The organism is Cronobacter sp. JZ38 (genome assembly GCF_008932145.1).
Classification (GTDB): Bacteria; Pseudomonadota; Gammaproteobacteria; order Enterobacterales; family Enterobacteriaceae; genus Cronobacter; species Cronobacter muytjensii.
Genome location: NZ_CP017662.1, coordinates 4,224,116 through 4,237,141 on the forward strand (window position 1 = coordinate 4,224,116; position 13,026 = coordinate 4,237,141).

Consider the following 13,026-nt stretch of genomic DNA (forward strand, 5'->3'; position numbering starts at 1 on the left):
TTTGCCCCGCACGTGCGAGGCAAGCCAGACCGAATTGCTCTTTTTACATTGCGCTTCGGAGTTACGCTATCTGCAGAGCCTGTCTCAGCAATGATTATGTGGAATAAATCACTGATGAGCCAGGTTCTGGTTCGAGAGCGTGCAAAAAGGGCATCAAATGATGCCCTTTTATTGCGCATTGCGTCAAATGTTATCAGCGATTAGCCGAGAACTTTAGCAACCACGCCCGCGCCTACGGTACGGCCGCCTTCGCGGATTGCGAAACGCAGACCGTCGTCCATTGCGATCGGGTGGATCAGGGTGACAACCATTTTGATGTTGTCGCCCGGCATTACCATCTCAACGCCTTCCGGCAGTTCGATGGTACCGGTCACGTCAGTGGTACGGAAGTAGAACTGCGGACGGTAGCCTTTGAAGAACGGAGTGTGACGGCCGCCTTCGTCTTTGGACAGAATGTACACTTCAGATTCGAACTTGGTGTGCGGCTTGATGGAGCCCGGCTTAGCCAGTACCTGACCACGTTCGATTTCTTCACGTTTGATACCACGCAGCAGAACACCTACGTTCTCGCCCGCGCGGCCTTCGTCCAGCAGTTTGCGGAACATTTCAACGCCGGTACAGGTAGATTTCGCGGTGTCTTTGATACCAACGATTTCCACTTCTTCACCAACTTTGATGATACCGCGCTCTACACGACCGGTAACAACGGTACCACGACCGGAGATGGAGAATACGTCTTCGATCGGCAGCAGGAACGGCTTGTCAATCGCGCGCTCCGGTTCCGGGATGTAAGAATCCAGGTGACCTGCCAGCTCGATGATTTTCTCTTCCCACTCAGCTTCGCCTTCCAGCGCTTTCAGCGCGGAACCGCGAACGATCGGGGTGTCATCGCCCGGGAAGTCGTACTGAGACAGCAGCTCACGCACTTCCATCTCAACCAGTTCCAGCAGCTCTTCGTCATCAACCATGTCGCATTTGTTCAGGAACACGATGATGTACGGAACACCTACCTGACGGCCCAGCAGGATGTGCTCACGGGTCTGCGGCATCGGGCCGTCAGTCGCAGCAACAACCAGGATAGCGCCGTCCATCTGAGCAGCACCGGTGATCATGTTTTTCACGTAGTCGGCGTGGCCCGGGCAGTCAACGTGCGCGTAGTGGCGAGTCGGGGTGTCATATTCAACGTGAGAGGTGTTGATGGTGATACCACGAGCTTTTTCTTCCGGCGCGTTATCGATCTGATCGAATGCACGAGCAGAACCACCGTAGGTTTTAGCCAGAACGGTAGTGATGGCAGCGGTCAGCGTTGTTTTACCATGGTCAACGTGGCCGATAGTACCGACGTTAACGTGCGGTTTTGTACGTTCAAACTTTTCTTTAGACATCGATTGTCCCTCTAAGACACGGATAAATCGGTGGTATCACCACATCAACCAGGCAACAGCCTGAATTTGTTGAATAGATCTACAGAAGAGAAACAGGGAGGAGATTGAGAAGTGGTGCTGATAGGCAGATTCGAACTGCCGACCTCACCCTTACCAAGGGTGCGCTCTACCAACTGAGCTATATCAGCACATCCTGGAGCGGGCAGCGGGAATCGAACCCGCATCATCAGCTTGGAAGGCTGAGGTAATAGCCATTATACGATGCCCGCATCCTGAAACTCGGCTACCCAGTTCTTTCTGTACAAAAAAGAAAACCTTTTTTGCTTGAGCTGGCAGGCTTACCGACCAACTCTGGCAACGCAATCGCGAAGCCGAAAGTGGTGGTGGGGGAAGGATTCGAACCTTCGAAGTCTGTGACGGCAGATTTACAGTCTGCTCCCTTTGGCCGCTCGGGAACCCCACCTGAACTTGATGGTGCCGGCTACCGGAATCGAACTGGTGACCTACTGATTACAAGTCAGTTGCTCTACCTACTGAGCTAAGCCGGCATCAAGTAGCGCGCATTCTAGGAATAGCGGGGCGCGCATGCAACAAAAAAATTGCTTATTCCGCTTTATCGCTCACATTTTGCGCACCACTGCGCATTTCTGATGCCTTTTCAGCCACTCATGCTGAAATATTCCACAGTTTGGCGTTGCGATTTATCGCCATTGAAGAAAAAGGATGCGGGGGATGCGGTTAAAATTCACCCGCGATACGCTTCACCTCTTTCCTCTACCCGCGATTTTGAGAGAGAACGTTAAGATGCGGATAAGGTTTATACAATCATGAGAAAGAACCGTGACGCTTTCCGGAGAAAGGAATGTACGGAAGATTTTTTCTTATTATTCCTTTTAATCTGATGTTACCCTCCTGCCCATTGTGAAATTCTCGCTTACCCGGCGTGCCATTAAGCGGTCTAAGATGAAAGCATCACAGCGCTGAGCAAAGGGTTTTCATTTTGTCCTGAATGACAGGCAGAAGCATGCTTATGAGTAATAAAGATCAAACATTAACGTCCCCTTATCTCCAGTTTAACCGGAGCCAGTGGGCAGCCCTGCGCGACTCTGTGCCAATGACGCTTACCGAAGGCGAAATAGCGCGTTTAAAGGGTATTAACGAAGACCTTTCTCTGGAAGAAGTGGCCGAAATTTATCTGCCGCTGTCGCGCTTGCTCAATTTTTATATCAGTTCTAACTTACGTCGCCAGGCAGTACTTGAGCAGTTCCTGGGAACGAATGGCCAGCGTATCCCTTATATCATCAGTATTGCCGGCAGCGTGGCGGTGGGTAAAAGCACCACGGCGCGTGTATTACAGGCACTGTTAAGCCGATGGCCTGAGCACCGTCGCGTTGAACTGATAACCACTGATGGATTTCTTCATCCCAATGCGGTGCTGAAAGAACGTAATCTGATGAAGAAAAAAGGCTTTCCGCAGTCATATGATATGCATCGGCTGGTTAAGTTTGTTTCTGATATTAAATCAGGTGTACCGGACGTCACCGCGCCGGTCTACTCGCATTTAATTTATGATGTGATACCCGATGGAGATAAGGTCGTCCACCAACCCGATATCCTTATTCTCGAAGGGTTAAATGTCCTGCAAAGCGGTATGGATTATCCGCATGACCCACATCATGTATTTGTTTCTGACTTTGTGGATTTCTCGATTTATGTGGATGCGCCTGAAGACTTACTTCAGCGCTGGTATATTAATCGCTTCCTGAAATTTCGTGAAGGCGCGTTTACCGATCCGGACTCTTATTTCCATCATTATGCGCAGCTTTCCGAAGACGAAGCGGTCAACATAGCTACGCAACTATGGAAAGAGATTAACTGGTTGAATCTAAAAGAGAATATATTGCCCACACGTGAACGCGCCAGTCTGATTATGACAAAGAGTGCTAATCATGCTGTCGAGTGTGTACGGTTGCGAAAATGATTGAGATATAAAAAAGGGAGCCAAGCTCCCTTTTTTATTCTGCGCCTCGTAATGAGATTTCACCGCCAACCCAGGGCTTAATTATGCCATTTTGCTCCAGCAATAAAGCGCCTTGATTATCGATACCACGAGAAATACCGTATATTTCACGCTCACCGATAATAAGCTTAACCTGACGGTGAATAAAATTATCCAGTTTTTCCCAACGGGCGAGGAACGGAGTCAGACCTTCCTGCTCAAATTCACGCAGTGAAGAACGTAACTTTTCGATCAACCTTACTGCAAGTTCATTTCGGTCGACCTTAATGCCCGCTTCCTGCAGATTGATCCAGCCCTGATTGACGATCTCGCTCTCAACCTGCCGCATCGCCAGGTTAATACCGGCGCCAATCACGATTTGCGCCGCGTCGCCTGTTTTGCCCGTCAGCTCGACGAGAATGCCCGCCAGCTTACGGTCGTTCAGATAGAGATCGTTCGGCCATTTTACCCGAACCTGCCCGGCACCCAGCTCATGGAGCACTTCCGCCATTACAATACCGATAACCAGACTCAGGCCAATCGCCGCTGCAGGCCCTTGTTCAAGCCGCCAGTACATTGACAAATAAAGGTTCGCGCCAAATGGCGAGAACCATTTACGCCCGCGACGCCCGCGACCTGCCTGCTGATACTCCGCAATACATGCATCGCCAGACTCAAGCTCTGATAGTCGATCCAGTAAATACTGGTTTGTCGAGTCGATAACTGGCAATACCGTTACCGAGCCGGATTTAATGTGGGAATGAATAAAAGACTCATCAAGCAACTGTATTGGCCCAGGTAAGCTGTAACCCTTACCCGGCACTGTAAATACGTCAATGCCCCAGTCGCGCACCGTCTGAATATGCTTATTAATAGCCGCCCGGCTCATACCCAGCTTTTCACCCAGCTGTTCGCCGGAGTGGAAGTCGCCATCGGCAAGAAGGGAAATCAACGTTAAAGGAATAGTATTGTCTTTCAAGCGATTGTCTCCACGGCATCCACTTCACCCATAGCGCCAATAAAACGAACTTCCGGCTCAAGCCAGACATTAAATTTTTCACCAACGCGCTGGCGGACTTCATGCGCAAGTTTCACCACGTCCTGACTGGTCGCGCTCTGTTCATTAATCAGCACCAAAGCCTGTTGACGATGAACGGCTGCGCCGCCGATACGATGGCCTTTCATTTCGCAGCGATCGATAAGCCAGCCTGCCGCCAGTTTTACCTGACCGTCATTTTGCGGGTAGCGCGGCGCATCGGGATAATGAACAAAGAGCGCGCTGGCTTCTTCTGCCGATATGACCGGGTTTTTAAAGAAACTGCCGGCATTACCATATTCTTTTGGATCAGGAAGCTTCGTGCGGCGCATATTGCACACCGTCTCAAACACCTGACGGGGCGTAACGGTTTCAGATGACAGACGAGTCAAATCACCATAAGTAAGGACGGGCGTCCACTGCTTCGGAAGGCGAAGACCAATACCTGTAATCGCATATTGATGCTGGTAATCATGTTTGAATACGCTGTCGCGATAACCAAACCGGCAATCGGCGTTTCCGAGCCGGACATGTTCACCAGAGACCAGATCGATACAATCGACATACAGACAAAATTGTTTGAACTCTACGCCATACGCACCGATATTCTGAATGGGCGATGATCCTGCACAGCCGGGAATCAGCGCCAGATTCTCCAGCCCAGCCATATTATGATCAAGGGTAAATTCTACGAGATGGTGCCAGTTCTCACCCGCGCCCGCATGCACTAACCAGGCATCGTGTTGTTCTTCAACCTGGATGCCCATAATACGATTCAGAATAACGGTACCATTGAAATTATCCAGAAACAGTACGTTACTCCCTTCGCCCAGAATCAATACAGGCAAAGAAGCGGCTTGAGCCTGCTGCCATGCTTCAGCCAGCTCTTTGTCAGAGTGCGCCGTGACGATATTCTGCGCGCGTTTATCAATCCCGAAGGTATTGTAGGGTTTAAGGGAGTTATTCATGCCAGTAATCCTGATATCAAAACAGGGACAGTTTAACCGATTAGTCAGGTGATAGCTTGTCTGCCGCATAAGCAGACAGACAAAAGAGAAGCGAAGTGGTAGGTCATTGATAAGAGCGGTGATGCGTATGAAAGCAAAAGCGCCGGATAATAAAATCCGGGCTACAAAAAGCAAAAACCCTCAGCACGGCTGAGGGGTTCTTTATTTGATGCCTGGCAGTTCCCTACTCTCGCATGGGGAGGCCCCACACTACCATCGGCGCTACGGCGTTTCACTTCTGAGTTCGGCATGGGGTCAGGTGGGACCACCGCGCTACAGCCGCCAGGCAAATTCTGTCGTTCACCGCGTACCGCCATGAACGTTTATCCGTCACAAGCTGAATATCATCTCTCAACACGCCAGACTTCTTTGGCGTTGTAAGGTTAAGCCTCACGGTTCATTAGTACCGGTTAGCTCAACGCATCGCTGCGCTTACACACCCGGCCTATCAACGTCGTCGTCTTCAACGTTCCTTCAGGAGACTTAAAGTCTCAGGGAGAACTCATCTCGGGGCAAGTTTCGTGCTTAGATGCTTTCAGCACTTATCTCTTCCGCATTTAGCTACCGGGCAGTGCCATTGGCATGACAACCCGAACACCAGTGATGCGTCCACTCCGGTCCTCTCGTACTGGGAGCAGCCCCCCTCAATTCTCCAGCGCCCACGGCAGATAGGGACCGAACTGTCTCACGACGTTCTAAACCCAGCTCGCGTACCACTTTAAATGGCGAACAGCCATACCCTTGGGACCTACTTCAGCCCCAGGATGTGATGAGCCGACATCGAGGTGCCAAACACCGCCGTCGATATGAACTCTTGGGCGGTATCAGCCTGTTATCCCCGGAGTACCTTTTATCCGTTGAGCGATGGCCCTTCCATACAGAACCACCGGATCACTATGACCTGCTTTCGCACCTGCTCGAGCCGTCACTCTCGCAGTCAAGCCAGCTTATGCCATTGCACTAACCTCCTGATGTCCGACCAGGATTAGCTGACCTTCGTGCTCCTCCGTTACACTTTGGGAGGAGACCGCCCCAGTCAAACTACCCACCAGACACTGTCCCCACGCCAGATTATGGCGCCAGGTTAGAACATCAAACATTAAAGGGTGGTATTTCAAGGTTGGCTCCACGCAGACTGGCGTCCACGCTTCAAAGCCTCCCACCTATCCTACACATCAAGGCTCAATGTTCAGTGTCAAGCTGTAGTAAAGGTTCACGGGGTCTTTCCGTCTTGCCGCGGGTACACTGCATCTTCACAGCGAGTTCAATTTCACTGAGTCTCGGGTGGAGACAGCCTGGCCATCATTACGCCATTCGTGCAGGTCGGAACTTACCCGACAAGGAATTTCGCTACCTTAGGACCGTTATAGTTACGGCCGCCGTTTACCGGGGCTTCGATCAGGAGCTTCTCTTGCGATAACCCCATCAATTAACCTTCCGGCACCGGGCAGGCGTCACACCGTATACGTCCACTTTCGTGTTTGCACAGTGCTGTGTTTTTAATAAACAGTTGCAGCCAGCTGGTATCTTCGACTGACTTCAGCTCCACCCGCAGGGGCTTCACCTACATGTCAGCGTGCCTTCTCCCGAAGTTACGGCACCATTTTGCCTAGTTCCTTCACCCGAGTTCTCTCAAGCGCCTTGGTATTCTCTACCTGACCACCTGTGTCGGTTTGGGGTACGATTTCGTGTTACCTGATGCTTAGAGGCTTTTCCTGGAAGCAGGGCATTTATTGCTTCAGCACCGTAGTGCCTCGTCATCACGCCTCAGTGTTAAAGATAACCGGATTTGCCTGGTCATCACACCTACACGCTTAAACCGGGACAACCGTCGCCCGGCCAACATAGCCTTCTCCGTCCCCCCTTCGCAGTAACACCAAGTACAGGAATATTAACCTGTTTCCCATCGACTACGCCTTTCGGCCTCGCCTTAGGGGTCGACTCACCCTGCCCCGATTAACGTTGGACAGGAACCCTTGGTCTTCCGGCGAGCGGGCTTTTCACCCGCTTTATCGTTACTTATGTCAGCATTCGCACTTCTGATACCTCCAGCATGCCTCACAGCACACCTTCGCAGGCTTACAGAACGCTCCCCTACCCAACAACACATAGTGTCGCTGCCGCAGCTTCGGTGCATGGTTTAGCCCCGTTACATCTTCCGCGCAGGCCGACTCGACCAGTGAGCTATTACGCTTTCTTTAAATGATGGCTGCTTCTAAGCCAACATCCTGGCTGTCTGGGCCTTCCCACATCGTTTCCCACTTAACCATGACTTTGGGACCTTAGCTGGCGGTCTGGGTTGTTTCCCTCTTCACGACGGACGTTAGCACCCGCCGTGTGTCTCCCGTGATAACATTCTTCGGTATTCGCAGTTTGCATCGGGTTGGTAAGCCGGGATGGCCCCCTAGCCGAAACAGTGCTCTACCCCCGAAGATGAGTTCACGAGGCGCTACCTAAATAGCTTTCGGGGAGAACCAGCTATCTCCCGGTTTGATTGGCCTTTCACCCCCAGCCACAGGTCATCCGCTAATTTTTCAACATTAGTCGGTTCGGTCCTCCAGTTAGTGTTACCCAACCTTCAACCTGCCCATGGCTAGATCACCGGGTTTCGGGTCTATACCCTGCAACTTAACGCCCAATTAAGACTCGGTTTCCCTTCGGCTCCCCTATGCGGTTAACCTTGCTACAGAATATAAGTCGCTGACCCATTATACAAAAGGTACGCAGTCACCCTCTTACGAAGGCTCCCACTGCTTGTACGTACACGGTTTCAGGTTCTGTTTCACTCCCCTCGCCGGGGTTCTTTTCGCCTTTCCCTCACGGTACTGGTTCACTATCGGTCAGTCAGGAGTATTTAGCCTTGGAGGATGGTCCCCCCATCTTCAGACAGGATATCACGTGTCCCGCCCTACTCATCGAGCTCACAGCCTGTGTGCCTTCGTGTACGGGGCTGTCACCCTGTATCGCCGGCCTTTCCAGACCGTTCCACTGACACACAAGCTGATTCAGGCTCTGGGCTGTTCCCCGTTCGCTCGCCGCTACTGGGGGAATCTCGGTTGATTTCTTTTCCTCGGGGTACTTAGATGTTTCAGTTCCCCCGGTTCGCCTCACAGCACTATGTATTCATGCTGAGATAGTGCAACGAATTGCACTGGGTTTCCCCATTCGGACATCGCCGGTTATAACGGTTCATATCACCTTACCGGCGCTTTTCGCAGATTAGCACGTCCTTCATCGCCTCTGACTGCCAGGGCATCCACCGTGTACGCTTGTTCGCTTAACCTCACAACCCGAAGAAGTCTTCGTGCTGCGAGTTTGAGAGACTCTGACACACCGCGCATTCCCTGTTTACGGAAGAATGCAGCAGCATGTCTGTTTCAATTTTCAGCTTGTTCCGGATTGTTAAAGAGCAAATATCTCAAACGTGACTTAACAGTCAGTTTTGAGATATCGGTTGGTTGTGTCTTTCACCCACACCCAGCAAGTGGCGTCCCCTAGGGGATTCGAACCCCTGTTGCCGCCGTGAAAGGGCGGAGTCCTAACCGCTAGACGAAGGGGACACAGCGTGTCACGACTTCGCAGCCGTCTTGCTTCTTTACTTTCTATCAGACAATCTGTGTGAGCACGCGAGGTTGTATCTTGCAGGTAAGGAGGTGATCCAACCGCAGGTTCCCCTACGGTTACCTTGTTACGACTTCACCCCAGTCATGAATCACAAAGTGGTAAGCGCCCTCCCGAAGGTTAAGCTACCTACTTCTTTTGCAACCCACTCCCATGGTGTGACGGGCGGTGTGTACAAGGCCCGGGAACGTATTCACCGTGGCATTCTGATCCACGATTACTAGCGATTCCGACTTCATGGAGTCGAGTTGCAGACTCCAATCCGGACTACGACGCACTTTATGAGGTCCGCTTGCTCTCGCGAGGTCGCTTCTCTTTGTATGCGCCATTGTAGCACGTGTGTAGCCCTGGTCGTAAGGGCCATGATGACTTGACGTCATCCCCACCTTCCTCCGGTTTATCACCGGCAGTCTCCTTTGAGTTCCCACCATCACGTGCTGGCAACAAAGGATAAGGGTTGCGCTCGTTGCGGGACTTAACCCAACATTTCACAACACGAGCTGACGACAGCCATGCAGCACCTGTCTCAGAGTTCCCGAAGGCACTCCCGCATCTCTGCAGGATTCTCTGGATGTCAAGACCAGGTAAGGTTCTTCGCGTTGCATCGAATTAAACCACATGCTCCACCGCTTGTGCGGGCCCCCGTCAATTCATTTGAGTTTTAACCTTGCGGCCGTACTCCCCAGGCGGTCGACTTAACGCGTTAGCTCCGGAAGCCACGCCTCAAGGGCACAACCTCCAAGTCGACATCGTTTACGGCGTGGACTACCAGGGTATCTAATCCTGTTTGCTCCCCACGCTTTCGCACCTGAGCGTCAGTCTTCGTCCAGGGGGCCGCCTTCGCCACCGGTATTCCTCCAGATCTCTACGCATTTCACCGCTACACCTGGAATTCTACCCCCCTCTACGAGACTCAAGCCTGCCAGTTTCGGATGCAGTTCCCAGGTTGAGCCCGGGGATTTCACATCCGACTTGACAGACCGCCTGCGTGCGCTTTACGCCCAGTAATTCCGATTAACGCTTGCACCCTCCGTATTACCGCGGCTGCTGGCACGGAGTTAGCCGGTGCTTCTTCTGCGAGTAACGTCAATGATTAAGGTTATTAACCTTAACCCCTTCCTCCTCGCTGAAAGTACTTTACAACCCGAAGGCCTTCTTCATACACGCGGCATGGCTGCATCAGGCTTGCGCCCATTGTGCAATATTCCCCACTGCTGCCTCCCGTAGGAGTCTGGACCGTGTCTCAGTTCCAGTGTGGCTGGTCATCCTCTCAGACCAGCTAGGGATCGTCGCCTAGGTGAGCCGTTACCCCACCTACTAGCTAATCCCATCTGGGCACATCTGATGGCATGAGGCCCGAAGGTCCCCCACTTTGGTCTTGCGACGTTATGCGGTATTAGCTACCGTTTCCAGTAGTTATCCCCCTCCATCAGGCAGTTTCCCAGACATTACTCACCCGTCCGCCACTCGTCAGCAAAGCAGCAAGCTGCTTTCTGTTACCGTTCGACTTGCATGTGTTAGGCCTGCCGCCAGCGTTCAATCTGAGCCATGATCAAACTCTTCAATTAAAGTTTGATGCTCAAAGAATTAAACTGTTAGTTCGTAATGAATTAACTGTTGTTCACTTGAGACTTGATATTCGTTTATCGTCCGAAGACGTTAAGATATCAGTGCCCCGAGTGCCCACACAGATTGTCTGATAAATTGTTAAAGAGCGGTGCGACGCGGCTTTCAGCCTGCTGTCGCGAGGTGGCGTATATTACGCTTTCCTCTTTCAGAGTCAAGCGTTTATTTTCGCTTTCGTCTGCCTGACGGGCCGGCTCGCTTGCCGTTGTGCCGTGTCAGTGGAGGCGCATTATAGGGAGTTCTTTTCCCCTGACAACCCCTAAATTCAAAAAACTTTTCGTTCGCTTAATTTCCAGGCAACGCGCCTGAAAATGATACTACTCGCGGGTCAGGCGGGCGATTTCTTGCGCAAAAAGGGCCACCTGCGGCCAGTCCGTGTAAACCACTTCTTTTGACGTATCCGTTTCGCCGCCGGTCATTTTCATAATCAGGCGAATCATAAAGCGGTCAAACCAGCGGTAACGAGGGTAGCGCAGCGCGCCCGCGAACACGGCGCACTGGTCGGGGTGCCACGGCGAGCTCAGCAGAAACTTGCGGGTGTAGTTGTTGGTCTGGGGGGTACGCTTTTCCGGTTTACGCGCAACGAGGTTGACCGAGAAGAATGCGCCCGGCACCGCGTTAAGCGCCTGCTGATGCTTTTTCACAAACGCGTCCAGCGTCGGATGAAAATGCCCGTAGCGGATCGAAGCGCCAATCACCACCTTCTTATATTGCGCCCAGTCTATCTCTTCGGCGCGGTGCAGGTTCACGACATCCGTCGCCTCGCCCAGCTCCTGTAATTGTGATGCGATATAAAAAGCGATTTCGCGCGTTTGTCCGTCGCGGGTGGAAAACAGAATTAAGGTTTTCACAAGCATCTCCCTGTTATTCGCGCCAGAAGGTCGGGGTAAACAGCACCAGAAGCGTGAACACTTCCAGGCGCCCGAAAAGCATATTGGCGATAAGTATCCATTTAGCGACCGGATTCATACTGGCGAAGTTATCTGCCACCACACCAAGCCCTGGGCCAAGGTTATTAAGCGTCGCCACGACAGAGGCGAAAGCGGAGAAGTCATCCACACCGGTGGCGATAATCGCCAGCATACTGACCAGAAACACCAGCGCATAGGCCGAGAAGAATCCCCACACCGCTTCGAGGATACGCTCCGGCAGCGCGCGGTTGCCAAGCTTAATGCTGTAGACAGCGTTCGGGTGTACCAGCCTTTTCAGCTCGCGGTTGCCCTGCTTAAAGAGCAACAGAATGCGAATGACCTTTAGCCCGCCGCCGGTAGAGCCGGCACACCCGCCAATGAATGCCGAACAGAGCAGCAGCACAGGCAGGAACAGCGGCCACTTCGCGATGCTGTCGGTGGTAAAGCCCGCCGTCGTCGCCATCGATACCACCTGAAAAAATGCCTGGTTGAGCGTCGTCACCGCCGAGTCGTACGTATCATGAAACCAGAGGACCAGCGTACAGATAAATACCAGCGTCAGTTGTACGCCGATAAACATGCGAAACTCCGGGTCGCGTGAATAAACCTTAAGGCTACGCCCGCTAAGCAGAGAAAAGTGCAGCCCGTAGTTACAGCCGGAGATAAGCAGAAAGATAGCAATAATGGTGTTGATGGTGGGGCTGTTGAAATACCCCACGCTCGCGTCATGGGTGGAAAACCCGCCGATGGCGATGGTGGCGAAGCTATGGCCGATGGCGTCAAACGCGGGCATACCGGCAAACCACAGCGCCAGCGCGCACGCGACCGTCAGCAACACATAAATCAGCCACAGCGTCTTGGCCGTTTCGGCGATACGCGGGCGCATCTTATTGTCTTTCAGCGGGCCGGGCATTTCAGCGCGATAGAGCTGCATCCCGCCCACACCCAGAATCGGCAGAATCGCCACTGCCAGCACGATGATCCCCATACCGCCGAACCACTGTAGCATCTGACGATAGAACAGAATGGCATGCGGCAGCGAATCAAGGCCCACCAGCGTCGTAGCACCGGTCGTCGTCAGCCCGGAGAAGGATTCGAAAAAGGCGTCGGTAATGGTGAGATTAGGCCGTTCGGAGAAAATAAACGGTAATGCCCCGACGCTGCCCAGCACCGTCCAGAACAGCACCACGATAAGAAAGCCTTCGCGCGATTTCAGCTCGCGCTTCTGATGACGATTCGGCCACCAGAGCGCCGCGCCAATCGCCAGAGCGACAAAAAAAGTTTGCGTAAAAGCGCGTCCCGCACCGTCGCGGTATAACAGGGCCACCAGGCCGGGAATAATCATCGTCCCGGAAAACAGGATAACCAACAGACCAACGATTCGGGTAATGGCGCGAAAATGCATCTGCCGTTTCCTTTGGAATCAAAAATGAAGGGGAGG

Annotated in this window: 6 protein-coding genes, 5 tRNA genes and 3 rRNA genes; 1 reads left to right on the forward strand and 13 read right to left on the reverse strand. The window is 52.4% G+C overall.

Annotated elements, in window-relative coordinates:
* Positions 1-200 precede the first annotated feature (200 nt).
* The 5 genes from tuf to BJP61_RS19950 form a co-directional block, all read right to left on the reverse strand.
* On the reverse strand, positions 201-1,385 hold the full coding sequence (tuf, locus tag BJP61_RS19930; protein WP_038869252.1) for an elongation factor Tu: 1,185 nt from the start codon (positions 1,383-1,385) through the stop codon (positions 201-203).
* Positions 1,386-1,497: 112 nt separating this feature from the next.
* Positions 1,498-1,573: transfer RNA gene (locus tag BJP61_RS19935), tRNA-Thr, on the reverse strand.
* A 6-nt stretch (positions 1,574-1,579) separates the two neighbouring features.
* Positions 1,580-1,654, reverse strand: a tRNA-Gly gene (locus tag BJP61_RS19940).
* Between the two features lie 109 nt (positions 1,655-1,763).
* Positions 1,764-1,848: transfer RNA gene (locus BJP61_RS19945), tRNA-Tyr, on the reverse strand.
* A 9-nt stretch (positions 1,849-1,857) separates the two neighbouring features.
* A tRNA-Thr gene (locus BJP61_RS19950) sits at positions 1,858-1,933 on the reverse strand.
* 482 nt (positions 1,934-2,415) lie between these two features.
* Here BJP61_RS19950 and coaA point away from each other — a divergent pair.
* On the forward strand, positions 2,416-3,366 hold the full coding sequence (gene coaA, locus BJP61_RS19955; protein ID WP_202624483.1) for a type I pantothenate kinase: 951 nt from the start codon (positions 2,416-2,418) through the stop codon (positions 3,364-3,366).
* Positions 3,367-3,400: 34 nt separating this feature from the next.
* Here coaA and birA read toward each other — a convergent pair whose 3' ends face one another.
* From birA to trkH, 8 genes are all read right to left on the reverse strand, one after another.
* The gene (gene birA, locus BJP61_RS19960; RefSeq protein ID WP_161580538.1) at positions 3,401-4,363 is read right to left on the reverse strand and encodes a bifunctional biotin--[acetyl-CoA-carboxylase] ligase/biotin operon repressor BirA; all 963 of its coding nucleotides are present in this window, start codon (positions 4,361-4,363) and stop codon (positions 3,401-3,403) included.
* Entirely contained in the window at positions 4,360-5,388 is a 1,029-nt protein-coding gene (murB, locus tag BJP61_RS19965; RefSeq protein ID WP_038865725.1) for a UDP-N-acetylmuramate dehydrogenase, read from the reverse strand. The genes birA and murB overlap by 4 nt, the downstream gene beginning before the upstream one ends.
* 210 nt (positions 5,389-5,598) lie before the next feature.
* Positions 5,599-5,714, reverse strand: a 5S ribosomal RNA gene (gene rrf, locus BJP61_RS19970).
* A gap of 92 nt (positions 5,715-5,806) precedes the next feature.
* Positions 5,807-8,710 (reverse strand): 23S ribosomal RNA (locus tag BJP61_RS19975).
* Between the two features lie 202 nt (positions 8,711-8,912).
* Positions 8,913-8,987, reverse strand: a tRNA-Glu gene (locus tag BJP61_RS19980).
* A gap of 86 nt (positions 8,988-9,073) precedes the next feature.
* Positions 9,074-10,616 (reverse strand): 16S ribosomal RNA (locus BJP61_RS19985).
* Together the 16S, 23S and 5S rRNA genes with 1 tRNA gene alongside form the textbook arrangement of a ribosomal RNA operon.
* A gap of 375 nt (positions 10,617-10,991) precedes the next feature.
* Entirely contained in the window at positions 10,992-11,525 is a 534-nt protein-coding gene (gene hemG, locus BJP61_RS19990; RefSeq protein ID WP_038865735.1) for a menaquinone-dependent protoporphyrinogen IX dehydrogenase, read from the reverse strand.
* Between the two features lie 13 nt (positions 11,526-11,538).
* Positions 11,539-12,990, reverse strand: a complete 1,452-nt coding sequence (gene trkH, locus BJP61_RS19995) for a Trk system potassium transporter TrkH (protein ID WP_038865737.1) — start codon at positions 12,988-12,990, stop codon at positions 11,539-11,541.
* Between the last annotated feature and the right edge of the window lie 36 nt (positions 12,991-13,026).